Here is a 25,983-nt window from a genome sequence, read left to right on the forward strand (position 1 = left end):
AACCAAGCGGTTCGATATGCTCTTGATATGCGCATCTTATTGATCTATGTCAACATCGAACCGAGCGGTTCAATCCTAAGGATGTGCAGAAAGTTTCCCTATGTCCGCCCCGAAGTCCGTTGATAAGGCCGATATTCATCCGTTCCCCAACGCCAAGAACTTCGCCTCGGCAACCCAGCCGGCGACGAGTGAGGCGCCTCTGAACGAGAGATCGCAGCCCCATACCGTACCGAACCCGCAGGAAGCCGCGCCCAAGGAAACCGGTGAAACCGCCAAGGGCGGCAAGAAGAAGGGCTTCGGCAAACGTGTCCTGCTTCCCGGCATTCTGGTGGTCGCTGTCGCTGGCGGCCTCTGGTACGCCTATGACTGGTGGACGGTCGGGCGTTTCATGGTTTCGACCGACGACGCTTATGTGCAGGGCGACATCGCGTCCATCGCACCCAAAGTTACCGGCTATGTCGAAAACATCCCGGTGGTTGCCAACCAGAAGGTCAAGGCTGGAGATGTGATCTTCCAGCTCGATGCAGGCGATTACCAGATCGCGCTCGATGAAGCCGAAGCCAAGCTCGCGACACAGAAGCAGACCCTCATCCGCATCAAGGCTGAGACGGATGCCGCGCAGGCCGTGCTCCAGCAGGCCAACGCAGACAAGCAGGCCGCAACCGCTGTCCTGACCAACGCGCAGAACACGATTGCGCGTGTACAGAAGCTGCATGAAACGCGTTTTGTCGCGCAGGCCGATCTCGATACCGCCCAGTCCTCTCTGGATCAGGCACGCGCCAAGGTCGCTGGTGGCGATGCGCAGATCGCTTCTGCCAAGGCCAATATCGAAGTGCTCAACGCTCAATATAGCGAAGCCGAAAGCACAATGAAATCGCTGGAACTAGCCCGCGATAAAGCCGCACGCGATCTTTCCTTCACGACGCTGCGCGCGCCGTTTGACGGTGTCATCGGCAATCTTGCAGGCAAGAAGGGCGATCTCGTTTCGCCCGGCCAGAAGATCGCGGCCCTTGTTCCGGTCAATGAGCTTTATATCGATGCGAACTTCAAGGAAACGCAGCTCGCAAAGATCAAAACCGGTGAAACCGCGCATATCTATGTCGACGCTATCGATGGCACGAAGTTCGACGGCAAGGTCGCGTCCATCGCGCCTGCCTCGGGCGCGGTGTTCTCGCTTCTGCCGCCTGAAAATGCGACCGGCAACTTCACCAAGATCGTACAGCGCGTTCCTGTTCGCATCATGATTCCGAAGGAAGCGCTGGAATCCGGCAAGATTCGCGCGGGCCTGAGTGTCGTGGTCGATATCGATACGCGCACTGCGCCTGACGAAAAGGCCAACTGATCGAACCTGCGGGTTGACTTGAAATAACAGATGGCGGCGCGGCGAAACGGGTTTCGCGCCGCCTTTCTCTTCCATTCCGGAGTGCGCCGTCATGGCCGCAGACACGACAATGGGGCCAATGGCCCCCGCAGATGACCGCATAGACCCGAAGAAGGCCATCGGCTTTCTGGCCATGGTGTTCGGCATGTTCATGGCGATCCTGGATATCCAGATCGTCTCGGCATCGCTGGCCGAAATCCAGGCGGGTCTCAGCGCCAGTTCTGACGAAATCTCGTGGGTGCAGACATCCTATCTGATCGCGGAAGTCATCATGATTCCGCTCTCGGGCTTCCTGGGGCGCCTGTTGTCGACGCGCGTGCTCTTCACTTTCTCTGCGGCGGGCTTCACCCTTGCCAGCATGCTCTGTGCGACCGCGACGAACATCGAGCAGATGATCGTCTACCGCGCCATTCAGGGCTTCATCGGCGGCGGCATGATCCCGAGCGTGTTTGCAGCGGCCTTCACCATCTTCCCGCCTTCCAAGCGTTCGATCGTCTCGCCGATGATTGGCCTTGTGGCAACGCTTGCCCCAACAATCGGCCCGACGGTCGGTGGCTATCTCAGCCACGCCTTCTCATGGCACTGGCTGTTTCTGGTCAATGTCGGCCCCGGCATCCTCGTCACCATCGCCGCATGGAACCTGATCGACTTCGACGAAGGTGACAGCTCGCTCCTGAGCAAGTTCGACTGGTGGGGCCTCGTCGGCATGGCGGCATTCCTCGGCTCGATGGAATATGTTCTGGAAGAAGGCCCGCGTAACGACTGGCTGCAGGATGATGCGATCTTCTTCCTCTCCATCGTTATGACTGTCGGCGGCATCGTCTTTTTCTACCGCGCGTTCAAGGCGGAACAGCCCATCGTGGATTTGCGTGCCTTCAAGAACGTCAACTTTGCCTTCGGCTCGCTGTTTTCCTTCGTGATGGGCGTCGGCCTTTACGGCCTCACCTATCTTTATCCGCTCTATCTGAGCAGCGTTCGCGGCTATGATGCCCTGATGATCGGCGAGGCGCTTTTCGTCAGCGGTCTTGCCATGTTCTTCACCGCGCCGGTGGCGGGTTTCCTATCCAACAGGATGGACCCGCGCCTCATGATGATGATCGGCTTCCTCGGCTTTGCGGCAGGCACATGGATGGTGACTGGCCTTACCGCAGACTGGGATTTCTACGAACTGCTGCTGCCGCAAATTCTGCGTGGCTGTTCGCTGATGCTTTGTATGGTGCCGATCAACAATCTGGCGCTCGGCACGCTGCCACCAGCCTTGCTGAAAAACGCATCCGGCCTGTTCAACCTGACCCGTAATCTGGGCGGTGCTGTCGGCCTTGCCGTCATCAACACGATCCTGACCCGCCGTGGCGACATGCATTACGAGCGCCTGGCCGAGCATGTCCGCTGGGGCAATGCTGAAGCGGAAAACATGGTCGCCAATCTGACGGCCAAGTACAATGCCGCCGGTATGGACGGCGCAACAATCGCCATCGCCAAGCTTTCCGGCATGGTGCGCCAGCAAGCCACCCTGCTCTCCTTCATCGACGTGTTCTTCATCCTCACGATGATGTTCTGTTCGCTTGCTGTCTGCGCCATCATGCTGCGCAAGCCAAAACAGGTTGCCGGGGGCGGTGGGGGGCACTAAGCCCTCCGCCTTCCAACTTCATACGAAACCCGTGAAGGTTCACTCATCTTTCGGAAATTTTCGTTTATCCTCAATATCCGGCATTGATGCCGCGCTGGGACAAACCCTTGTCGCGCAGGGAAAAGCCTCCCGCAGAATTATGACAGTGACGAATTTGCTGTCACATTTCCTGTCATAAAAATGCTGTTCCCGCAAACGGATGAATTGCTAAGTCCCTGAAAACGTGTTTCACTTTCCACCGCTGACAGTTTGTGACAAGCCACAAACTGTCATCCAACCGTCATGTAGGGCGGGTATCGGGAATGCGCGAGCACCGGAATCGACCGGGGGCGTTCGCCGGACCTTAAACAGGGGAGTCAAACAATGCTTGCTTACACAGCGCGTCTGCTGTCGCTTTCGACGGCAATCGCCGTTGCCGGGGTTTCCATCGCCGCTGCCGAACCGTCAGCCGAACTGATCGCCGCAGCCAAGGCAGAAGGCGAACTGACCACCATCGCACTCCCGCATGACTGGTGCGGCTATGGCGAAATCATCCAGAGCTTCAAGGACAAGTATGGCCTCAAGGTCAACGAACTGAACCCGGACGCCGGTTCGGGCGATGAAGTCGAAGCCATCAAGGCCAACAAGGACAACAAGGGCCCACAGGCTCCTGACGTCATCGACGTCGGCTTTGCGTTCGGCGCTTCGGCCAAGAAAGATGGCCTCATCCAGCCTTACAAGGTCGCGACCTGGGACGAAATTCCGGACAGCGCCAAGGATGCCGAAGGCTACTGGTACGGCGATTATTACGGTGTTCTCGCATTCGAAGTGAACAAGGACATCGTCAAGGACGCCCCTCAGGACTGGGAAGACCTCCTCAAGAGCGACTACGCAAACTCCGTTGCGCTTGCAGGTGACCCGCGCGTTTCCGCACAGGCCATCCTCGGCGTTCATGCCGCCGGTATCGCCCGCGGCGCAGAGCCGGGTGAAGCTGCCGGCAAGAAGGGCCTTGAATTCTACAAGGAACTGAATGCCAACGGCAATTTCGTTCCGGTCATCGGCAAGGCCGCCTCGCTGGCACAGGGCTCGACCCCGATTGTCATCCGCTGGGACTACAACGCGCTCGCCGACCGCGACACGCTCAAGGGCAATCCGGAAGTCGAAACCATCATTCCGAAGTCCGGCGTTATCGCTGGTGTCTATGTTCAGGCAATCAGCGCCTACGCACCGCATCCCAATGCTGCGAAGCTGTGGATGGAACATATCTATTCGGATGAAGGCCAGCTCGGCTATCTGAAGGGCTACTGCCACCCGATCCGCTTCAATGCAATGGCGAAGGCTGGCAAGATCCCGCAGGAACTGCTCGACAAGCTGCCACCGGCAGAAGCCTATGAAAAGGCTATCTTCCCGACCCTGGAACAGATCGAGGCCGCACAGACCACGATCACCAAGGAATGGGACAGTGTCGTGGGCGCAAACGTTCAGTAAGCGCATCTGCCGCATCGAACGGATATCGCGTCGGTTTTCAAGCCCGGCGCGATATCGAAGCGGCTTCGCATCCCGGTGAGAAGAGGTCTTCATTACCGGCAAATGCGTCAGGACAAATCGGCGGCACAGGCTCTTGCGGTTCCTTCAACGGCAATCGCTCAAGTGCAAGTTCCATGATTCCGTTCTGGCAGGCATCCCTCTGAAGAAAGAGCGCATGAGTTCAGTAGCCGAAACAACAGCCCCCACCAGCGGAGCGCGCAAGCGCCAGCTTCCGTTGTCATGGCTTGGCGTGACACCGTTTTTCATCTTCGCCATTTTGTTTCTGATCTGGCCGACGATGTATCTCATCATCGGTGCATTTCAGGACCCGGCCGGAAACTTCACGCTCCAGAACATCCACGACCTGTTCCAGCCGCAAATCATAAGCGCCTACTGGATATCGATCAAGGTCAGCCTCGCATCGGCCATAGGCGGCGCGATTATCGGCTTCTTTCTGGCCTGGGCGGTCGTTCTCGGCAACCTGCCATCCTGGCTGCGTCCGACGGTATTGACCTTTTCCGGCGTGGCGTCGAACTTCGCGGGCGTACCGCTTGCTTTCGCCTTTCTGGCGACTCTCGGACGGACCGGCTTTGTCACGATCCTGCTCAGGGAGTGGTTCGGTTTCAATCTTTATTCGACAGGTTTCAACCTGCTCTCCTTCTTCGGCCTGACGCTGACCTATCTGTTCTTCCAGATACCGCTGATGGTGCTGATCCTGACGCCAGCGCTCGACGGCCTGAAAAAGGAATGGCGGGAAGCCTCATCCATTCTGGGTGCGACCACCGCGCAATATTGGCGCATGGTGGCCTTCCCGATCCTGTGGCCGAGCCTGCTCGGCACGACGCTTCTGCTGTTCGCCAATGCCTTCGGGGCGATTGCAACGGCCTACGCATTGACGGGCTCCTCGCTCAATATCGTGCCGATCCTGCTCTATGCCCAGATCCGCGGCGACGTTCTGCATAACCAGAACCTCGGCTACGCGCTGGCACTTGGCATGATTGTCATTACGGGTGTTTCCAACCTCATCTATATCTGGCTGCGCATTCGCGCCGAGAGGTGGCAACGATGAAAAAGAAAGGCATAAACCTCCAGAAGATCGGGGCCTGGATCGCCTTCCTGATTGGCGCGATCTACTTCCTCGTCCCGCTGATCGGCACGTTCGAATTCTCGCTGCGCATGCGGCGCGGCGAATATTCCTTCGATGCCTATCGGGTCGTGTTCTCCGATCCGAATTTCCAGGCCACCTTCGGCTATTCGATCCTGCTTGGCCTGCTGACCATCGTTTTCGGTGTGCTGCTGGTGGTGCCCACCGCCTATTGGGTGCGCCTGCGCCTGCCGCAATTGCGCCCGGTGATGGAATTCATCACGCTGTTGCCACTGGTCATTCCGGCCATCGTCATCGTGTTCGGTTACCTGCGCATCTATAATTCGTCATCGTGGCTGCCATTCACGGCGTCGACGCGGGCAACAGACGTGCTTTTGATGTTCGGCTATATGACGCTGTCGCTGCCCTATATGTACCGTGCTGTTGATACGGCGATGCGCACCATCGACGTCAATACGCTGACGGAAGCCGCGCAAAGTCTCGGCGCGGGCTGGGGCCGTATCATGTTCAAGGTGATCTTCCCGAACGTGATTTCCGGCGTGATGAGCGGTGCCTTCATCACATTCGCCATCGTCATCGGCGAATTCACGCTGGCCTCGCTTCTGAACCGTCCGGCCTTCGGCCCTTACCTGCAGTTGGTCGGCGCAAACCGCGCCTACGAACCGTCAGCGCTGGCAATCATTTCGTTCGGCATCACGTGGCTCAGCATCATCATGCTGCAGCTCGTCTCGCGCCTCAATAAATTCAAGACAACCGCCGGGTAACATTCATGGCTTTTCTCAATATCAAAAACCTGAAAAAGAGCTTCGGCGCCAATACCGTCGTCCACGATTTCAACCTCGCCGTGGAAAAGGGCGAATTCGTCTCCTTTCTCGGTCCATCGGGCTGCGGAAAGACAACCGTTCTGCGCATGATCGCCGGTTTCGAGATGCCCGACAGTGGCGCCATCGAAATCAATGGCAAGGATGTCGTCGATCTGAAGCCGAACCAGCGCAATATCGGCATGGTGTTTCAGGCCTATGCGCTGTTTCCCAATATGACGGTGGCGCAGAACGTGTCATTCGGCCTGCGCGTTGCCGGAAAGCCGAAAGCGGAAATCGACGCCACCGTAAAGGAGATGCTCGGCCTCATCCGCCTCGACCATCTGGCGGATCGTTATCCCTATCAGATGTCCGGCGGTCAGCAGCAGCGCGTGGCACTGGCCCGCGCGCTTGCCACCAAGCCGCAGGTTCTTCTGCTCGACGAGCCGCTATCGGCGCTGGATGCGAAAATCCGCATATCCTTGCGCGAAGAAATCCGCGCCATCCAGCAGAAGCTTGGCATTACCACCGTCTTCGTCACCCACGATCAGGAGGAAGCGCTGTCGATTTCCGACCGCATCGTGGTCATGCATGAAGGCCGCGCCGACCAGATCGGCTCGCCCTTCGACATCTATAACCGTCCTGCCTCGCGCTTCGTGGCATCCTTCGTCGGCACGCTCAACATGCTGGAAGCCTCAGTCAGCGAACCCGGCAAGAACAGCATCGATCTCGACGGCCGCACGATCACCGTGCAGGAAAAGCTTGACCATCATCCGAAGGGCAAGCCGTTGACGCTGGCCTTGCGCCCGGAAGCTGTCAGCCTCGAAGCTCGCAAGAGCCACGATACCTCGCTGGACGCGACCATCGAGGACGTGCACTTTCTCGGCTCTGTCATCCGCACGCGTGTGGCGCTTGGCAAGAACCGCCTGTCATTCGACACGTTCAACGACCCGACCCAGCCTCCGCCGCAGCGCGGCGACAAGGTGACAGTGCATTTCGCCTCGCATGATCTGCTCGTGCTGGCAGATTAGAGCGCATCCCGAAAAGTGTGAAACGGTTTTCGGAAAAGATGCGCGTAAAAACAAATGATTAGAGCGCCGATCTGATCCAATCAGATCGAAACGAGCTCTAAAATAAAAAAGCCGCCCGATGGGCGGCTTTTTTGTTTGTCACCTGCGCGACGGGCTGATGAGATTTCGGTTCATGACGTGCCGAAAATGGTGGCTTTCGAGAACCGGAGCGCAGCGTATATAAGTGCGTGAACCGGATTGCAGAAAGACGCCATTTGCAGACGGGGCAGGGACCGAAAGATCAGCCCCAGGGGCCGTGGAAATCGCCATCCTTGTCGATACGCTTGAAGCCGTGCGAACCGAAGAAATCGCGCTGGCCCTGAATGAGATTGGCTGTGCCGAGCGCCTGCGTAAAGCTGTCGAAATAGCTGAGCGCTGTGCCGAGCGCTGGCAGAGGCAGGCCAGCGAGCGCCGCCTTGGCGACGATCTGGCGAAGGCCCTTGGAAGCCTTGCTCATGCGTTCGACAAAAGCGGGGGCCAAAAGCAGGTTGCGGCTTTCGCTGTCTTCAAAAGCATGAGCGATATCGTCCAGAAGCTGCGAACGAATGATGCAGCCCGCGCGCCAGATGCGCGCCGTTTCGGCAAGCGGAATATTCCAGCCATGCTCCTGCGAAGCGGCTTCCATCACCGCAAAGCCCTGGGCATAGGCAGCAATCTTGCCAGCAAGCAGACCCTGCTCCAGATCGGCAAGGAATTTTGCCTGATCGGAAATGTCGAGGCTGCGCGAACCCGGCTTATAGGCTTTCGCGGCAAGCTCACGCGTGGCCTTCAGCGAGGAAAGCGAACGGGCGGCAACTGCGGCTTCGATTGCCGTTGCCGGAACGCCAAGCATCTGGGCTTCAATGGCTGCCCAGCGGCCCGTGCCCTTCTGACCAGCTTCGTCGAGAATCACATCGACCATTGCCTTGCCGGTTTCCGGGTCGGTCGCCTTCAGCACCTTGGCGGTGATTTCGATCAGATAGGAGTTGAGCGGGCCTTCGTTCCACTTCTCGAACACATCGCCGATGGCCGGAGCCGAAAGTCCGAGGCCGTCGCGCAGGATGCCGTAGATTTCGGCGATCATCTGCATATCGGCATATTCGATGCCATTGTGGATCGTCTTGACGAAATGACCGGCGCCATCCGGGCCGACCAGTGCACAGCAAGGCTCGTCCTTGTACTTGGCGGCAGCGGCAAGCAGGATCGGCGCGATGCGCTCATAGGCTTCCTCGGTGCCACCGACCATCATCGACGGGCCATGGCGTGCACCTTCCGCACCGCCGGAAACGCCCATGCCAACAAAGGTTGGGTCGTTGGGGCCAAGCGCCTTCAGACGGCGCACCGTATCGCGGTAATCGGAATTACCGGCGTCGATCATGATATCTCCCTTCTCAAGATAAGCCTTGAGACGGGTGGTCTCGGTATCGACGGGAGCGCCTGCCTTGATGAGGAAGATGATGGGGCGCGGCTTGCGGATATTGGCAGCCAGATCCTCGAAAGTGGGGCAAGGGATGATCTTGTCGCGCAGCGGGCCAGCCTTTTCGATAAAGGCTTTGAGCACAGGCTCATCACGGTCATAGACGGCTACCGTGTAGCCTTTCTCGGCTATGTTCAGCGCCAGGTTGGAGCCCATGACGCCAAGGCCGACCATTCCGATATCTGCTTTTTCCATTTTGTGCCCTTCAGAAATGCAACCGACCGGCCGTCGTCTAGACACATGCAGAACATCGAACGCCGACAAGCCGAACCGATAAGAATAGGCTGCAAGCCGGATTTCGGCAGCAGCGCATGTCAATCTGTATCCTATTGTGGGATGATCTAGGGCATATGACGCAAAGTTGATAGACCTCCCATGACGAAAATCACCGGTTTTGCCCGTGCAAGCGCTGCGTTAAATCGGTTAGCTCACGTCAAAAGCCGGTATTTTGCGCTTTTCAGACCCGTTCCAGCTTGCGATGCGGCAGCGGCGGCAATTCGACAATTATCGCGTCATCCGCCTTCACCATACCGCCTGCAAGAACGACGGTCATGATGCCGGACTTGCGAACAAGCTCGCCATCGGGCGTGCGATCCAGCACAGCGTCGAGAAGCCCGGTCTGGAAATTCTCTATCTGTGAGCAAGGGTTGCGCAGGCCCGTTGTTTCCAGAACGACCTCGTCGCCAATGCGGATCAAAGCGCCCTGCGGCAGCCCCAGAAGATCGACGCCGCGCGTGGTGACGTTCTCGCCAAGATCAGCGGGGGCGATATCAAAACCCTTTTCCGCGAGCTCGTCGAAAAGCTCGGCATGAATAAGATGCACCTGCCGCAGATTGGGTTGCGTCGGGTCGGCCCGCACGCGCGAACGGTGCTTCACCGTCACGCCTTGATGCGCGTCGCCTTCGACACCAAGCCCTGTGACGATGCGGATTTCCGGCACGACCTGCTTTGAAAAACGATGCTCGCCATCCCGCGCCACAGCCACGACAAATCCACGTATCACGTCCACCTCCCCTGACAGGATAAACAAACTTCGTTAGCCGCATTACATGGGTTATATAGCACCTGTATGAAGCTGTGGGGCAAGCACGTGAATCGCGACAAGCAGGCAAAGACGGATTTCCGCTGGGGTATTTGGGGCACAGGCACGATAGCCGCCGCCTTTGCTGCCGATATTCAGGCAAGCACTGGAATGTGCGTTACCGCAGTCTGCTCGCGGGCGTCAGAGACCGCCGAAACATTCCGGCGACGTATCGCCGCCGACAAGGCGTTTGGCGATTCCGGTGAATTTCTTTCCGACGCGGATATCGATGCCGTCTATATTGCGACTCCGAGCGCCATGCATGTGCTGCAGGCCATGCAGGCAATCGCAGTCGGCAAGCCCTGCCTGATTGAAAAGCCGCTCTCGCTGGATGCCGCTGGCGCGCGTCAGATCGAAGCTGCGGCAAAGGCAAAAAACGTCTTCGCCATGGAAGCCATGTGGAGCCGTTTTCTGCCAGCGATCCGCGCTGCCAAACAGCATATCGATAGTGGTCGCATCGGCACCGTGACGCGCATCGAAGCCGATCTTTCCTATATCCGTGCCTACGACCCGCAAAGCCGCTTCTTCAGCCCGGACCTTGGCGGCGGCGCAGCATTCGATCTGGGTGTGTATCTGGTTTCGCTGGCACTGTATTTTCTAGGTCTGCCGGATCATGTCGATGGTCGCTGGCAGCGGGCAAAAAGCGGTGTGGACATGCGCACCGAGTTCCAGCTTGGCTGGCAGGGTGCCACAGCCAGCCTCTCCTGCGGCTTCGACCGCGACGGCGACAATCGCATGCTGATTGAGGGAACCAAGGGCACGATCCTGATCCACGCGCCGTTTCTGAAAGCCCAGAGGCTGACCCTGTTTTCAGCCTTTACCGCGCGGTCATCGCTCGGGCCGAATGGCGGTAAAGGCATTATCGGCAAGGTTATGAACCGCCTGCCCCTGCCGGGCCGCACAATTGAGACTTATGCCTTTTCCGGCAACGGGCTGCAGTTTCAGGCCGAAGCGGTCCGCGATGCGGTGCAAAGCGGCCAGATTTCCAATGCGACCATGCCGCTCAACCAGAGTGCCGCCGTAGCTGATATCGTTCGCAAGGTGCTGGCTAGAGCATGATTCCGAAAAGTGGGAACCGGTTTTCGGATAAAATCATGCTCAAACAAAAGTTTAGAGCGGGATAACGATTCAACTTAAAAACATCACGCTCTAAAGGTTAGAAGCTGCTTCTCATCGTGTAAGGCTGTGCATTCTCGCCAGCATTATTCAACGCGAGAGCGATTTCAGTGATATGCAGTGCCACATCACCGGAAAAGAACGCCTTGTCACCGGTCTGGATAGCGCGAGCCTGATCGGCAATGCCGCGCACGAAATCGATCTGCGAAGGGTACATCGGCAGCGACCGCTTGTCGGCCTTCGGATAGGACAGCTTCGTGCCGACGACAGGTTTCCATGACAGAAACTTGCCGATGCGCATTTCCAGAATACCGAACAGGCGCGCCAGAAAACGGCGTTTTTCTTCTGTGCGCTCAAGACGAACAGCCGAGCGATTATCCCAAAGGTCATCCACCACAATCGAGCCCTTGTCGGCAACGATTGTCAGGCTGCGGTCCTTCGGCATCGCAAGCCCGGATGTGAGGCGCGCCACCAGCCCCGATTTGAAAACAAGACAGCCGACCGAAAAATCGGGTGCCATGTGAAGATGTTCGGTCCCCGGCCCCTTGTTGGGAAAGGTTATGGCGGAAAATGCCGAAACGCTCTCGACCGGACCGAACAGCGACACCAGCCATGACAGTGCATAGCCTGCATGTTCCAGCGTGCATCCGATCTCGAACTCGTGCAGTCCCGGCCATGGCGCACCAGACTGCGAACGCCAGGTCGACCATTTGTCACGAAACACCGGGCCGTCTTCCATTTCGGCATAAACAAGACGCGGCATGCCGATGCCGTTGATCACGCTTGCCACCAGACGATAGGCTTCGCTAAGGCCATTTGCCGGGGCTGCCGCCAGCGTGAGGCCGGATTGCCGCGCAAAGGCGACCAGTGCTTCCGCATCCTCAAAATTCATGGCCAGCGGTTTTTCGGAATAGACATGCTTTCCGGCGGAAAGCGCTGCATGCGAGATTTCAAAATGGCTTTCGGGCGTGGTCAGATTGACGACGATCTGCACTTCCGGATCGGCCAGCACAGCCTCGAAACTGTCATAGGCGCTAACTGAATAGTGCGCGCAGAACGCTTTCAGTCGTTCAGGTGACCGATCATAGACCCCGCGCAGCGTCAGCTCGGGATAATTACGCAGCGTGGTCATGTAATAGTCGGCAACAAACCCGGTCCCGACGATTGCGATATTCATGAAGTGGCTCCGGCTAAAAGCATTTCCAGCAAAAGTGCGAAGCGGCTTTGCGTAGGATAATGCGTATAAACAAAGAGATAGAGCGGTTCTAAGATTCTCTTTTAACTGGAACCGCTCGATCGTTTGGGAATGATAATTTTCGCAGTCAGTCTGAGGCCGAAAATCGCAAAGACGAGCGTAAGCCAGACCGGGTCCATTCGGCGGAAGAAAAAACTTTCCAGCATGGCATTCAACGTTCCGAAGAACACGATCATCAGGAAGAAATCGGCAAGCAGCAGATTTTCGCGCACCGGACGGCACCGTACATAATTGACCAGCGGCATGACGATGATGACCAAGATCGCGCAGATCAGCGCCGGAACCCCCATCGATACCGCAATATCGAGATAGCCATTGTGCCCATGCACGATGCCGCGCACATCCCAATCGAGATAGTAGGGATTGGCCGCCTCTTTCACGATCGGCGTGCCCCAGAAGCTTTCATAGCCGAAGCCGGTCCACGGACGATGCGAAAGCGCCTCAACAGCAAAAGCCCAGATGGAGGTGCGTCCGGTAAAGGTGGGATCGACATCGAGCTGCAGAACGAACTGATGCATCGGCTCGAAAAGAACCGTACCGAAGGTGAACAGCGCGAGCAGAAACTGGATCGTGAAAACTGCCACTGGCGCAAGAAAACGGAGACCAAAAATGCCGGGAACGATCACGAGCAGCATGGCGAGCGGCACCAGTGCCGCAGTGGTTTTCGATCCGGTCTGCGAAACGAAGATCAATGCCGAGACCGCAATCAGAAAGCCGCTCACGCGCCAGCCGCGCCGCCACAGATAGACACCGGCAAAGGCAAAAGCGGCCATGACCGGGCCGGCGATATTCTTGTGCGTGAAGACACCGCGCCAGAGATAGGCGTTTTGCGGCTCCAGAGCGTCGGCACCGTGTGTCCCGAGATTTGGCAGGAGGACGACGCCCGCATAGGAAATGACAATCACGACCGAAGCCACCGCGACCAGCATCGACGAATAGGCGTCGCCATCCTGCGGCAGGCTCAAAACAGCAATAACGGTCAGAATGCCGATCATCGTCAAAAGCACACCGCGTATGGCGGTTGACGGATCGGGGCTTGCGAAAACAGAGGCGAGCAGGAAGGCGAACATCAGCAGCCAGCCGGGGCTGACGATCTTGACCACTTTTTTCGGGTCGGCGAACATTGCAAGCGACAGAAGCGCCACCGCGCCGAGGCAACCGAAACCAAGCTGATTGATGACGTCGCCGCCGCCCGATGCGGCACCATCGGCTGCGGCACTCAGCGGATTGAACGGGCGGAACGAAATCAGCAGGATGCAGAATGTTATTGTGGCGACAACGAGCGCAATCATGCGGATCGTCGCCCGCATATCGGTTTGCGCCGCAACGTCGGAACGAGTGTCAGTTTTTGTCCGGGTTGCGGTACTGCTCATTCAGATATCCAAAATGGGCCATGACACGGCCCAGCCCGATATGGATGAAATAGGTCCCGACCGGCACGAAGCGCGCTGCGAAACCGCGCCGCACGGCCTTGATCGGAGAATAGCCGAGAAGTGCAAGGCTCTTCAAGAAGACGCGCACCTGGCCAAAAGGCTCGTTCTTGCGCTGGCGCTGTTCGATCAGCGTAGACAGAACGCCGTTGCGCAAGCCACGCGCCCTGATCCAGTCGTTCTCCAGCCGCCGCGCCGGAATGGTCTCACGGACAATGCCTTCATTGCACCAGGCGATATTGAAGCCCTTGGCCCGCGAGCGATTGATAAAATCTGAATCGCCGCCGCCGGTGAAGTTGAACTTCAGGTCCATGAACGGATAGCCGATGGCTTCCAGCACCGGACGCGCAATCAACAGATTGCCGGATGAATAGATGATCGGAACCGGACCGGTCTTGTTGTAATGCGGCAGGAAGACGGGGTGTCTCGCCCATTTTTCCGCGCCCGGCTTCTCGAAGATCGGATATTGCGGGCCGCCAACGAGGCTGGCGTTATAGCGCTCCGCAGTGGCTACCATGTTTTCGATCCAGGCCGGATCAGCCAGCTCATCGTCATCGATGACGATGACATATTTGAAGTTCGGGAAGTAGGTCATCGCCGTCAGCCAGCCCGCATTATATGCGTTGCAGTTGCCGCGATGGGATTCGACGATCAGCATGCCAGTATATTTTCCGGCCTCGAACTGCGGTGCCGCAACCTTAGCGCCTTCCCGATCCTCAGCCTCGTTCTCGATCACGACGACCGCAAAGCGGCGGTTCGTGACCTGAGCGTTAAGCGTATCCAGCGTGCGGATGACGTGTTCCGGGCGGCGGAACGTCGGCAATGTAACGACAACCTCGACTTCATCGAAACGAAGCCCCGGTGTTTTAGAAATTACTTCTATATGACTAGGTAAATCAGACATAAACGCTACCGGATATTTCGAACTTCTATATTTGTTTATCCGCCACTATTGAAAAACATTTAAAGAAAAGTTCACCGCACGGCTATAAACACTGGCCAAAACTATCATAGAGCATGCCAGCCCGAAATGTTAAGGGTTTTAAGATGAATAATGCATTAGAAAAAGAGTAAACGCAGCCCATCAATTTTTCATGCTGCTTGCGCCAGAATGATTGTTCAGGAGTTGAATTGCCGTCCCCTCACCTTGTTTTCGTAACATCGATTGTTCCACACGGAGTACCGACGACCGGCTATGAAGTGGCAAATGCCGCTGTGGTCGATGGCTTGCGTCGTTCCGGCGCAAAGGTGACCGTTCTTGGCTTCACATGGCCGGGCGTGAAAGCCGATGCTGCGGATACTGTCGTTCTGGGTGAAGTCGAGGTGCGAACCGAAGGTGCTGGCATCAAGCGCAAAATCGGCTGGGTACTGAAATCCTTTCTGACAGGGCTGACGGTTTCCTCGGCGAAGCTGCGGGTAATACCGGCTGACACATTGCGCGCAGCCATCGCAAAGATTGGCCCGTTCGATGCCTATGTGCTGAACGGCGTAACCCTGCCCGGTGCGTTTGAAGACATCTTCAAGGACAAGCCTTCGCTTTTCGTGGCGCATAATGTGGAATATCGCTCGGCAGAAGAAAATGCCGCCGATGCCGGAAGCTTCATCCAGAAATTTCTGTTTGGCCGCGAAGCCCGTATTCTCAAAGGACTGGAAAGTCGTCTTATCGGGAACGCCCGTTTCGTCTTTACTTTTGCCGAGGATGACGGCCCGGCGCTCGGCCTCGGCCCTGACAGGTTTGCGACAATGCCGCTTGTTACGCCGGGCGGAATGCAGGCCGCTCAGTTGCGCCCTGTCAAATACGACCTCGCCCTGATCGGCACATGGACTTGGCACCCGAACCGCATCGGGCTCGAATGGTTCCTGCGCGAGGTAAAGCCGCATCTTCCCGACGATATTTCCATCGCGATTGCTGGCAACGCGCCTGCCGATCTGATTGCGACATGGTCTGGCGTTGGGTACGGCATTAATTTCGTCGGCAAGGTGCCGGACGCGACCGAATTTGTGGAAAGCGGCGCGCTCGTGCCACTTATCAGCCGCGCCGGAACCGGGGTGCAGCTCAAGACCATCGAGACATTCGAACTGGGCATGCCAAGCGTCGCCACGTCACATTCCGTACGCGGTATCGGCAATATTCCGGACAATTGCACCATTGCCGACACCCCGCAGACATTCGCTGCGGCAATCGTCGAACACATTGAAAAGATAAGATCGGGGGATCGCCAGAGACTGAACGGCAAAGCCTTCACAGGGTCACAAATCGAAGGCATGGACCGCGCAGTTGCCAGAGGTCTGCAAGCACTTCGTGGCGAAAAGAGAAATACGGACCAGGCATGATGCATACCGAAAATGTCACTTACCGCAATATTCTTGGCGTGAAAGTCGCCTGTTTCGACTGGAACAGCGCCTTCACCTTTTTCGAGAACCGCATCAATGAAGGCCGGTTCATGAAACAGGGCTGGCTCAACGCCAACAATTCCAACATTGCGGATACTGACCCTGCCTATCGCGCTGCGCTGGAGGATTTCCTGATCCTGCCAGACGGCGTGGGGGTCGATATTGCCAGCAAGGTCGCCTATGGCAGCAAGTTTCCTGCCAATCTCAATGGAACGGACTTCATTCCGGGCCTGCTGCAACACATGAAGCGTCCGCTTAAAATCGCCCTTTTGGGCGGCGGTCCGGGCGTTGCAGCCGACGCCGCGCAGCTTTTCATGCAACAGATTCCGCACCACGACTATCGCGTCATTTCCGACGGCTTCTTCAAGCCCGCCGATCTCGACGGCATTCTCGGCCAGCTCAAGGATTTTCATCCCGATATATTGCTCGTCGCCATGGGTGTGCCACGTCAGGAACTCTTCATCGACAAGCATATCACCGCGGAACATTGCACGGTGGCGAGTGCTGTCGGCGCGCTGTTCGATCTGCATACGGGTCGCGTGCAGCGCGCTCCGCAATGGGTCCGCAAGATCCAGATGGAATGGGTGCACCGGCTGTTGCAGGAGCCGCGACGGCTTGCAAAACGCTATCTCATCGGCAATCCCGTATTCCTGTGGCGCGTTGCCAAAGGCTGGATGAAGGGAGAACCCCGGTGAAAACCGCAATCGTCACAGCCAGTTGGGATCAGGACTTCGAGCGCTGCAAGCTGCTTTGCGAAACCATAGACAAATATGTCAGCGGTTTCACGAAGCACTATATCCTTGTCGACAGCAAGGACGTTGCCCTGTTCTGCAAGCTCGAAAGCGCGCACCGCGTCATCATCGATGAACGCGATCTGCTGCCCTCATGGCTGCATGCCTTCTGGGACCCGACCTATCTGTGGCGCAGGCGGGTCTGGCTCTCGCTCCGGACCAAGCCGCTGCGTGGCTGGCATGTGCAACAGCTACGCCGCATCGCACTTGCCGGTGCCGTGGAGGAAGACGGATTTCTCTATACGGATTCCGATACGGCCTTTCTGCGTCCCTTCGATTGCGGCACGCTTTGGCATGGCGAAAAGCTTCGGCTTTTCGTGCGTCCCAATGCGCTTGCCAATCCGGAATGGCCGGAACATCCGGTCTGGGCTGCCAATGCGGCAAAGCTGCTTGGTATCAAGAACGGGAAAAGCGGGCTGAACGACTATATCGGTCAGCTCGTCTCATGGCGCCGCGACAGCGTGATCTCGATGTGCGAGAGGATCGAAGCGCATACCGGACAGCATTGGGTAGCAGCCCTCGGCAACATACGCCGTTTTTCCGAGTGCTTCATCTATGGTCGCTACGTCGATGACGTGCTGCATGGGTCCGGCCACTACAGCGACACCCATGATCTGTGCCGGATGCAATGGTTCGCACCGCCACCGAGCGAAGAGGAATTCCGAACTTTCATCGCCGAAATGGAGCCGCATCAGGTCGCCATCGGCATGCAGTCTTTCCTTGGTCTTTCGGTCGACGACATTCGGCGCATTATCGGAGCTTAGATACCCCGATCATTGAGACCGCCCTATCTGTTTTTCAGCATTTCCGAACGCAAAGCCAGTCCCGACTTTTGCCGGCAATGCTTAAACCCGCTTTGCCGGCAAACGAATGCTCGTATAGGTGAAAACCAGCGACAGAAGATATAGCCCGGCAAACACGATATTGAGGCCGAGAATCCAGTCGTGATTATCGGCATAATTCACGAGCAGAAGCCAGACGAAGAATGCCTTGGCGGCAGTCATCAGCACCATGCTCAGCGTCCTGAGACCGGACTGGCCGCGCGCATAAAGAATTTCCGTCTGATACTCGATGAGATTGCGGAACCCCGGCACGAGCAGCACCAGCGGCAGCAGCCCGACAATCGGCGCAACGCTTGAACCGAGTGCGTTCGGGAAGACTTGCAGGAACACGACCATCGCGCCGAGGCCAGCCACCGAAACGGCAAAGACTGCAAGTTCCAGCCCGGCGCGGATGCGCAACGAGGACAACATGTCCGGCGTGCGCATGAGCTTTTGCACCAGCATCATGTTGAAGGAGCGCACCGGCAGAGCCGTCAGATCGACAAGCCGCATGATGATCGCATAAAGACCTGCCGTCGCTGGCCCACCGACGGTCAGCACCAGCAGCTTGTCGAGCTCGGCCTGAATATAGAACAGCAGTTCGGCCCCCATGACCGCAATCGCATCAGAAAGCCGCCGCATATAAAGCGCCGGTTTGAAACGAAGACGGATAGACGGAAAGAATTTCAGCGCCGTCAACAGCGCAACGCCATTGGCCGCCGCATACCACCACGCCCAATGGGCGATGTCATGAACACTCGCCAGCCACATGAACAGGACGGCCGCCACGGCGCGCGTCGCTGTCCCGAAAATCACCAGTCCTGCCGATATGCCGAACCGGCGCAGGCCGTTATTGACGATAATGATGATTTCCGTCGAGCGCCAGAGCAAAGCCTCGGCAAACACCACAACCGCAAAAGGCAGAAAGGAAATGTCGCGGCTGAAAAAGACGAAATAGACCAGCCAGGACGCCAGCGCGAACAGCGGCAGGGAAACCAGAAGGGCAACCAGAAAACCAGCCGTATAGATACCGAGCAGGCGCGGCTTCACCGTCGATATGCGGTAAAGCGGCGAACTGAAGCCCAGAGAAACGAGACGTGACAGAACCACGCCTGTGCCCGATGCGGTGGCAAATATACCGAAGTCACCGGTCGGCAGTGTGTTTGCAAGCGCGATGAAATAGACGAGTGAGACGACCAGCCTGCCAGCGGAGCCGGAAAACAGGGACAGGTAATCACGCACCATTCCGGCGTTATTGCCTGACAGTTTCCGGAGCGCTTTCGCTATCAACAGGGACCCTCGCCTATCATAGTCTGGTGCATGTGCCTGTTCGTTGGAACGGAAGCATAATCGGGGTTTAGCTAAAAAGACTTAAACTCTTCTTTGCAAGCTCAAAGAGTAAACAAGCAAAAGCTAAAGTTGCAGATTCAAGGAATTGGCACTTCGCCTCGACATTATTTTAACGTTTTGTTTTCTATAAAAAATTACATTCGGCCATCAGGTGCGGGCTGACCGGATTCCGGTTTGGCATGCTTGAGCCTTGGCTTGTGAATTTCAAAGCAGCAGTTGATACCGAAAACGGTAGAGACGGCTTACAGATACGGACGATTTCGGCGATGAGCGATCACGAGGAGCGCAGAAAGGCGGGAGTTGAGAAACCTCTTCTCGCATTCTCCGACGTTCGCCCGACTGGTAGCTCCAGCGCTCGCCCGGCTAATCGTCTTGACAGCGAAACCGCACCACCATGGACACCGCCAGCGACACCGGATGAACGCGCTGCATTCTTTCGCCAGCACGATCATGCCACGCAGGAAACGCCAGAACCTGCAAAATCCGTTCTCGAAGAAGAACTGGATGATGCCGATGTCACCGAGCTTCAAAAGCGCGTCGCGCTGATCGAAGCGGAGCTGGAACGCAAGGTTCAGGAACGCGAACGCCGCAAAATCATAGCCGAAACTCCCGCTCCGCCTCCTGAGCCGGTCCGCGAGTTGGTAGAGCGCGAGCGTTCTGTCGCTGACAGACCTGTCCCGGATGCCGAGTGGAAACCGCTGATCGATCCGCGCATGGCTATCGACGTGCTGCGAGGATCGCGCAGGCTCCTGCTTGTCAGCACGTTGCTGGGTGGTGTGGTTGCAGCGCTCTATGCATTGTCCCTGCCGCAGATGTATGTCGCTTCGACCGATATTCTGGTCGATCCGCGCAATATCAAGACAGTTGGAGACGAACTGACGCCGGGTCAGCTCCCGACCGATGCGTCGCTTGCCGTTGCGGAAAGTCAGGCACGTATCATCGATTCCAGCAGCGTGCTGCTGAAGGTCATCGACAAGACAGACCTGACAAAAGACCCCGAATTCAACGGCACTCTGGTCCCGACCGGCATTGCCGGGCTGTTTGCACAGATCCGTGAGATGTTGTCGCCCAAAAAGGCCAGCGACAGCCAGACGCTGCAAACCCGCGTCCTCTACAATCTGCACAAGAGCATCGCCATCGGTCGCGACGCCAAGACCTTCATCTATTCAATCTCGGTGAAAACGCGAGACCCGCAGAAATCAGCATCGCTTGCGAACACCATCAGTTCCGTTTTCCAGAGCGAGCTTGCATCGCTGCAATCCGATGCCGCACGGCGCACTTCGGACGAACTGTCGAACCGCCTTGCCGATATGCGCGCCAATGTCGAACAGGCGGAGCGCGGAGCGGCTGACTTTCGCGCCTCGCATGATCTCGTCAATGTCGACGGTAAGCTGATCAGCGATAACGACCTGACGCGGCTCAACGACCAGCTGACCAACCAGCGCGCCGAAACGATGCGGCTTCAGGCCCGCGTGCAGGTGCTCAGCAGTGCCACTTCCGACAGCGTGGTGTCCGGGGTGTTGCCGGAAGATCTGCGCTCCAACACGCTGACGGCGCTGCGCGCCCAATATGCACAGGCCCGCCAGACGGCAAGCGGCCTGTCCACCCAGCTTGGGCCGCGCCATCCGGCACTCATTCAGGCACAATCGCAGGCCGGCACGGTTTTAAACGATATCGATGCCGAGTTGCGGCGCATCCGCTCCTCGCTGCAAGTCGAGGTCGCCCGGTCCGTACAGCAGGAAAAAGACCTGACCGCCCGTCTGGCGCAACTCAAATCGCAGCAGGCGAACAATAGCGGCGATCTGGTGAAATTACGTGAGCTTGAGCGCGAAGCCACGGCGCGGCGTTCGGTCTACGAAGCCTTCCTCCTGCGCTCGCGCGAAACGAACGAACAGGAAGGTCTGAATACGGCCAATGTCAGGGTTTTGTCGGAAGCCCGCCCGCCGCTTGATCCGGCAGGCACATCGCGCAAGCTGTTCGTCATTGCCGGGCTGATTGCAGGCTTCCTCGCGGGGCTTGCGATTACAGCCGTCCGCAACTTCGGACGGCTGCTGCGTTTATCTTAATTCACGCGGACTGCCGCAAAGAGGTTTCGACGCGTGGCACCTTGCGTCCGCTGGCACGCAGAATGCCATGTGTCCCGTCAAGATGGCCGGGCTTCAGCTCCAGCGCCAGAAAGCGCCGCTTCTCATAAGGGCCGGGCATGGCAAGTTCGCCGGTCTTTTCAGCGGTAAAGCCGAAGCGCTTGTAATATTCCGGATCACCGACGAGCAGGATTGCACCATGGCCTCGGCGTCCAGCTTCATCTATTGCACGACGCATCAAGGCTGAACCGATACCGCAACCGGCATAGCACGGATCGACGGCGAGCGGACCAAGCAGCAAGGCAGACACCGGAAAGCCGAAAGCATCGAGACCGGCATGGACATCCCACAGCCGCACAGTACCCGCAAGCAGGCCGTCATCACCAACCGCTGAAAACGCCAGACCTTCTGCAGGCAGGCGACCGCGACGCAGCTTCTCCGATGATTTCCGACGACGGCCTTCACCCATCGCGCGATCCAGCAGCGCTTCACGAGCAAGCACGTGCTCCAGCGTTTCGCCCGCTATTGTGAAAGCCGGAGCAACAACAGTTGCGATATTTTCCTGAATTTCCAGAGTTACGTTCATGACATCTATCCCCGCAAAGCGGCAGCAGCACACCCCACCCAGCGCCTTGCAGCACTGGGCGGATTGAGAGGATCATTCGGGACTTTCAAAGGTATGATCTAATCCGAAAACCGGTTCCCGCTTTTCGGGATCATACCAAGTCTGAATGATCAGATGACGTAGGATCGGAGCGGTTCGAAGCCGTTGAACGCCACCGCCGAATAGGTGGTAGTGTATGCGCCCGTGCCTTCGATGAGGATTTCATCACCGATGGTCAGCGAAACCGGCAGCGGGTACGGCGTCTTTTCATAAAGCACGTCCGCACTGTCGCAGGTCGGGCCAGCCAGCACGCATGGTTCGGTTTCGCTGCCGTCATGCGGGGTCACGATCTGGTAGCGGATCGCCTCGTCCATGGTTTCGGCGAGACCGCCGAATTTGCCGATGTCGAGATAGACCCAGCGCACATTGTCATTGTCCGCCTTGCGCGAGACCAGAACCACTTCGGTCTTGATCACGCCTGCATTGCCGACCATGCCGCGGCCCGGTTCGATAATGGTTTCCGGGATACGGTTGCCGAAATGCTTGGACAGCGCATCGAAGATCGCCATGCCGTAGGCCTGTGCGGTCGGCACGTCCTTGAGGTAACGGGTCGGGAACCCGCCGCCCATATTGACCATGCGCAGCACAATGCCTTCGTCAGCAAGGGTGCGGAACACCGATGCCGCATCGCCGAGCGCGCGATCCCATGCGGTAAGGTCCGTCTGCTGCGAGCCGACATGGAACGATACACCGTAGGAATCCAGACCGAGCGACTTTGCGCGGCGCAGAACGTCGATGGCCATGGCAGGCACGCAACCGAACTTGCGCGACAGCGGCCATTCAGCACCTTCACCGTCCGTCAGCACACGGCAGAACACGCGGCTGCCGGGAGCAGCGCGGGCTACCTTCTCGACTTCTTCAACGCAATCGACTGCATAAAGGCGAATACCCAGCTCGAAAGCGCGCGCAATATCGCGCTCCTTCTTGATGGTGTTGCCATAGGAGATACGGTTTGGCGTCGCGCCTGCTTCCAGAGCCATTTCGATTTCAGCAACAGAAGCGGTATCGAAGCACGAGCCGAGCGAAGCGAGCAGGCGCAGGATTTCCGGCGCAGGATTTGCCTTCACCGCATAGAAGATGCGCGAATAGGGCAAAGCCTTCTCGAAGCTCTGATAGTTGTCGCGCACGACGTCGGTGTCGACGACGAGGCAAGGACCGTCCGGACGGCGGGTGTTGAGGAAGTCGATGATACGCTGCGTTGCCATGGTCGTTCTCCCGCACGGCTTGATCTGCCGCATCTAGAGCGCAATCCCGAAAAAAGGTTGCGCGAAAAAACACTTAGGGAATCGGACCGGGTCCTCCGTGGACCCGAAATTCTCTAAGAGACAAAGTAAGCATAAGCGCATCCACGGTGAGGCCAGCCTTTGGAGGTGCTGATGTCACGCGAAAACTCATGCGGCGATGGAACAACGCTAAGTCCGCGTTACTCCGCTTTGTCTGCCTTGGATTGGAATTGGAGAACCGCATCCGCACTTCTGGCAATGAAGGTGTGCCTCTTCAGTAATTTCGGCTTTTGGACAGCCGAAAGACACTAGAAAGGCCCGCACCGTCGTTGCTTCAAGATGTCCTCGATCTGGCGGTTGGCCAACAGATCGACTGGAGCGGTTAGGTCCAGGTACCGTACCGAATTCCTCACCATTCGAGGATCGGCGGACACCCACAGGCACGTGCGACTTTGGGCAAGCGCGATATAAGCGCAAAGTCGTGTCCATTCAATGACAAAAATTTCTCCGGACGAATTTATTTTTGGCCGGATCACGTTGAACGACACGCTTGCCATTGTTCAATATTAGTGAAACATTCTCAGCGCATATTCGCCTCGAAAGAGCGTAAATAGACCGTTAATTGCTGCATGTTGTGAACAATGGCCAGTTTCGATCCCTTCAATGCCATCATTGCAAAACCCGAAAAGTCACCCGTTCATGCGTCGGACGGACTGCTTAAAGGTGAGCGGCTGGCCGTAAAAGACATTTATGACGTCGCCGGAATGACAACCGGATGCGGCAATCCGCAGATCGGGGCCGAATCACCTCGCGCCGAAAGGTCGGCTCCGGTGGTGGAGAAGCTTCTCGCCGCAGGCGCCGAATTTGTCGGCAAAGCGCAGACTGACGAACTTGCCTTTTCCCTGATGGGGCAGAATTCGCATTTCCCCTATCCGATCAATCCGGCAGCGCCGGACCGCGTCACTGGCGGCTCATCGTCCGGTTCGGCAGCGGCAGTGGCGGGCAAAATCGCCGACATTGCGTTCGGCTCCGACACGGGCGGCTCCATTCGGGCGCCTGCAAGCTTTTGCGGTCTCGTGGGCTTGCGCACCACCCATGGCCGCATTCCGCTCGAAGGTATCATGCCGCTTGCGCCCTCGCTCGATACGATTGGATGGTTTGCACGCGATATCGACCTTTACGACCGGGTCGGCTCACTCCTGCTTGGCGACGACGCCCGAGAATTCAGGCTGACGCAACTGCTCTATATGCCGGTTCTGGAACAGCTTCTGCTTGGCCAGGAAGAAACAGACGCCTATCGCGCCATGTTTGCTGAAGTGCGCCCGCAATTCGCGGGTCTCAAGGCGGCAAGCCAGCCGACGCTTTCGATAGACGAGCTCTATCTGGTCTTCCGCCACATTCAGGGCGCGGAAGCCTGGGCGACGCATGGCGACTGGATTTCGTCGGGTGATCGCAAGCTCGGCCCCGGCGTCGCGGATCGTTTTGCCTTCGGTGCGGAAATCGCCGCTGATCTCGTCGCCAGCCAGCGTGTGCGTCGGGCACAATTCACGCAGGAACTGGAACAAATTATCGGAAATGACGCCGTGCTGGCATTGCCGACCGTACCGGGTGCTGCTCCGCTGGCAAAAGAGCCTTTCGAGACCTTGCAAGCCTATCGCGAGCAGGCGTTGCGCCTGCTTTGTATTTCGGTGCTTTCCGGCCTGCCGCAGATCACGCTACCTTTGGGACAGGTGCATGGCGCACCTTTCGGCATTTCCTTCATCGGACCACGCGGCAGCGACCGGGCGCTGATCGCACTGGCCAAAAACATCATTGGGAAGCGGGGCTAGACCATGGACACCCTCACACGTATGCGCGCCTTCATCGACGTGGTCGAGGCGGAAGGCTTTTCCGCCGCCGCGCGAAAAATCGGGCGCTCCAAGGCACTCCTTTCCAAATATGTGCGGGAACTGGAGGACGAGCTCGGCGCACGGCTTCTCAACCGCACAACCCGTCAGTTCTCGCTGACCGAAGCCGGGCACACCTATTATCACCGCGCAGTTGAAATCATTCGCGAGATCGACGCGCTGCAAGATGCTGTCAGCGAAACCAGTTCAGATGCGCGCGGGCGCATCAAACTGTCGGCCCCGCGCACTTTTGCCGATGCCGTGATTGGCCAGTCGCTGATCGATTTTTGCCTCGCCCATCCGGAAATCGTGCTCGACGTGCGGCTGGATGATCGGTTTGTCGATCTGGTGGAAGAAGGCTTTGATCTTGCGATCCGCATCACGCGCTTGCAGGACTCTTCCCTCATTGCCAAGCGCCTGTCACCGTTCCACTCCATCCTGTGCGGCGCGCCTGAACTCATCGCCCGCGTCGGCAAGCCTGAACGTCCAGAAGATCTGGCGGATCGGCCCTGCATCATCGACACCAATGCACGCTCGCGCAACAACTGGCATTTCCGCAATACCGACGGGTCAATGATGACCGTACCCGTCAACGGTCCGATTGAGGTGAACAGCCCGGTCGCCACCAAGAATGCGGCACTCGCCGGTCTCGGTTTCTGCATGCTGCCGGCTTTCATCGCCGAAGAAGAAATCGAGCGCGGCAGGCTGGTCGCCTGTCTGGACGAATTCATTGTGAAGGATGGCGGCATCTATGCCGTCTATCCGCATCGGCGCTATCTGCCAGCAAAAATCCGGGCATTGGTCGATTTTCTGACCCAATGGTTCAAGGAGAGGGAATAGAGCGCATTCCGAAAAGTGTGAAACGGTTTTCGGGACTAAGATGCACGATAAAACAAGTAAAGCGTCGCACTTTCGCCGCCTTCGGGCATAAGCGTTATCT

21 protein-coding genes are annotated in these 25,983 nt (G+C 57.6%); 13 read left to right on the forward strand and 8 right to left on the reverse strand.

Annotated features, from left to right (window positions below):
- The first annotated feature begins 100 nt into the window (after window positions 1-100).
- The 6 genes from F9K91_RS09525 to F9K91_RS09550 all read left to right on the forward strand — a co-directional run bounded on the left by F9K91_RS09525 (window position 101) and on the right by F9K91_RS09550 (window position 7,453).
- Window positions 101-1,342 carry an HlyD family secretion protein gene (locus tag F9K91_RS09525; protein ID WP_061347640.1) on the forward strand — a complete coding sequence of 414 codons (1,242 nt, stop codon included), beginning with the start codon at window positions 101-103 and terminating at the stop codon, window positions 1,340-1,342.
- A gap of 91 nt (window positions 1,343-1,433) precedes the next feature.
- On the forward strand, window positions 1,434-3,011 hold the full coding sequence (locus F9K91_RS09530) for a DHA2 family efflux MFS transporter permease subunit (protein ID WP_151556723.1): 1,578 nt from the start codon (window positions 1,434-1,436) through the stop codon (window positions 3,009-3,011).
- Between the two features lie 363 nt (window positions 3,012-3,374).
- Window positions 3,375-4,478, forward strand: coding sequence for an ABC transporter substrate-binding protein (locus F9K91_RS09535; RefSeq protein ID WP_061347638.1), 1,104 nt, complete (start codon window positions 3,375-3,377; stop codon window positions 4,476-4,478).
- A gap of 214 nt (window positions 4,479-4,692) precedes the next feature.
- Window positions 4,693-5,586 (forward strand): ABC transporter permease, encoded by an 894-nt coding sequence (locus F9K91_RS09540; RefSeq protein WP_151651920.1) that lies wholly within the window; start codon window positions 4,693-4,695, stop codon window positions 5,584-5,586.
- On the forward strand, window positions 5,583-6,386 hold the full coding sequence (locus F9K91_RS09545; protein WP_061347637.1) for an ABC transporter permease: 804 nt from the start codon (window positions 5,583-5,585) through the stop codon (window positions 6,384-6,386). Before F9K91_RS09540 ends, F9K91_RS09545 begins: the two co-directional genes overlap by 4 nt.
- A gap of 5 nt (window positions 6,387-6,391) precedes the next feature.
- On the forward strand, window positions 6,392-7,453 hold the full coding sequence (locus F9K91_RS09550; protein WP_061347636.1) for an ABC transporter ATP-binding protein: 1,062 nt from the start codon (window positions 6,392-6,394) through the stop codon (window positions 7,451-7,453).
- A 280-nt stretch (window positions 7,454-7,733) separates the two neighbouring features.
- Here F9K91_RS09550 and gndA read toward each other — a convergent pair whose 3' ends face one another.
- Together gndA and F9K91_RS09560 are read right to left on the reverse strand one after the other, a co-directional pair.
- Window positions 7,734-9,143 carry an NADP-dependent phosphogluconate dehydrogenase gene (gene gndA, locus F9K91_RS09555; RefSeq protein WP_151677682.1) on the reverse strand — a complete coding sequence of 470 codons (1,410 nt, stop codon included), beginning with the start codon at window positions 9,141-9,143 and terminating at the stop codon, window positions 7,734-7,736.
- Between the two features lie 262 nt (window positions 9,144-9,405).
- On the reverse strand, window positions 9,406-9,948 hold the full coding sequence (locus tag F9K91_RS09560) for an MOSC domain-containing protein (protein WP_151556727.1): 543 nt from the start codon (window positions 9,946-9,948) through the stop codon (window positions 9,406-9,408).
- A gap of 90 nt (window positions 9,949-10,038) precedes the next feature.
- Between F9K91_RS09560 and F9K91_RS09565 the strand changes: the two genes are divergently transcribed.
- Window positions 10,039-11,088, forward strand: coding sequence for a Gfo/Idh/MocA family protein (locus F9K91_RS09565; protein ID WP_151677683.1), 1,050 nt, complete (start codon window positions 10,039-10,041; stop codon window positions 11,086-11,088).
- 97 nt (window positions 11,089-11,185) lie between these two features.
- Here F9K91_RS09565 and F9K91_RS09570 read toward each other — a convergent pair whose 3' ends face one another.
- From F9K91_RS09570 to F9K91_RS09580, 3 genes are all read right to left on the reverse strand, one after another.
- Entirely contained in the window at window positions 11,186-12,322 is a 1,137-nt protein-coding gene (locus F9K91_RS09570; RefSeq protein WP_151677684.1) for a Gfo/Idh/MocA family protein, read from the reverse strand.
- Between the two features lie 101 nt (window positions 12,323-12,423).
- Entirely contained in the window at window positions 12,424-13,773 is a 1,350-nt protein-coding gene (locus tag F9K91_RS09575) for an O-antigen ligase family protein (RefSeq protein WP_151677685.1), read from the reverse strand.
- Window positions 13,742-14,734 carry a glycosyltransferase family 2 protein gene (locus F9K91_RS09580; RefSeq protein ID WP_151677686.1) on the reverse strand — a complete coding sequence of 331 codons (993 nt, stop codon included), beginning with the start codon at window positions 14,732-14,734 and terminating at the stop codon, window positions 13,742-13,744. Before F9K91_RS09580 ends, F9K91_RS09575 begins: the two co-directional genes overlap by 32 nt.
- A 227-nt stretch (window positions 14,735-14,961) precedes the next feature.
- On the opposite strand from F9K91_RS09580, the gene F9K91_RS09585 reads away from it, so the two are divergent.
- The 3 genes from F9K91_RS09585 to F9K91_RS09595 are packed head-to-tail and all read left to right on the forward strand — an operon-like array spanning window position 14,962 to window position 17,779.
- Window positions 14,962-16,164 carry a glycosyltransferase family 4 protein gene (locus F9K91_RS09585; protein WP_151677687.1) on the forward strand — a complete coding sequence of 401 codons (1,203 nt, stop codon included), beginning with the start codon at window positions 14,962-14,964 and terminating at the stop codon, window positions 16,162-16,164.
- Entirely contained in the window at window positions 16,161-16,919 is a 759-nt protein-coding gene (locus F9K91_RS09590) for a WecB/TagA/CpsF family glycosyltransferase (protein WP_151677688.1), read from the forward strand. Before F9K91_RS09585 ends, F9K91_RS09590 begins: the two co-directional genes overlap by 4 nt.
- The gene (locus F9K91_RS09595) at window positions 16,916-17,779 is read left to right on the forward strand and encodes a DUF6492 family protein (RefSeq protein ID WP_192799289.1); all 864 of its coding nucleotides are present in this window, start codon (window positions 16,916-16,918) and stop codon (window positions 17,777-17,779) included. Before F9K91_RS09590 ends, F9K91_RS09595 begins: the two co-directional genes overlap by 4 nt.
- Before the next feature lie 81 nt (window positions 17,780-17,860).
- Here the strand turns inward: F9K91_RS09595 and F9K91_RS09600 are convergent, their stop codons facing one another.
- Window positions 17,861-19,126, reverse strand: coding sequence for a lipopolysaccharide biosynthesis protein (locus F9K91_RS09600; RefSeq protein WP_151677689.1), 1,266 nt, complete (start codon window positions 19,124-19,126; stop codon window positions 17,861-17,863).
- A gap of 326 nt (window positions 19,127-19,452) precedes the next feature.
- Here F9K91_RS09600 and F9K91_RS09605 point away from each other — a divergent pair, with 326 nt between their 5' ends.
- Window positions 19,453-21,252: a GumC family protein gene (locus F9K91_RS09605; RefSeq protein ID WP_151651891.1), complete on the forward strand. Its 1,800-nt coding sequence runs from the start codon at window positions 19,453-19,455 to the stop codon at window positions 21,250-21,252.
- A gap of 1 nt (window position 21,253) precedes the next feature.
- On the opposite strand, the gene F9K91_RS09610 is transcribed toward F9K91_RS09605, so the two are convergent.
- Together F9K91_RS09610 and odc2 are read right to left on the reverse strand one after the other, a co-directional pair.
- A complete protein-coding gene (locus F9K91_RS09610) occupies window positions 21,254-21,856 on the reverse strand; it encodes a GNAT family N-acetyltransferase (RefSeq protein ID WP_151556747.1) in 603 nt (200 codons plus the stop codon).
- A 149-nt stretch (window positions 21,857-22,005) separates the two neighbouring features.
- Entirely contained in the window at window positions 22,006-23,139 is a 1,134-nt protein-coding gene (gene odc2 / locus F9K91_RS09615) for an ornithine/lysine decarboxylase (protein ID WP_151556749.1), read from the reverse strand.
- Between the two features lie 659 nt (window positions 23,140-23,798).
- Between odc2 and F9K91_RS09620 the strand changes: the two genes are divergently transcribed.
- Together F9K91_RS09620 and F9K91_RS09625 are read left to right on the forward strand one after the other, a co-directional pair.
- The gene (locus tag F9K91_RS09620; RefSeq protein ID WP_151556751.1) at window positions 23,799-24,986 is read left to right on the forward strand and encodes an amidase; all 1,188 of its coding nucleotides are present in this window, start codon (window positions 23,799-23,801) and stop codon (window positions 24,984-24,986) included.
- Window positions 24,987-24,989: 3 nt separating this feature from the next.
- Window positions 24,990-25,883, forward strand: a complete 894-nt coding sequence (locus F9K91_RS09625; RefSeq protein ID WP_061347625.1) for a LysR family transcriptional regulator — start codon at window positions 24,990-24,992, stop codon at window positions 25,881-25,883.
- Window positions 25,884-25,983: the final 100 nt, after the last annotated feature.

This window comes from Brucella tritici (assembly GCF_008932295.1).
Lineage (GTDB): Bacteria > Pseudomonadota > Alphaproteobacteria > Rhizobiales > Rhizobiaceae > Brucella > Brucella tritici.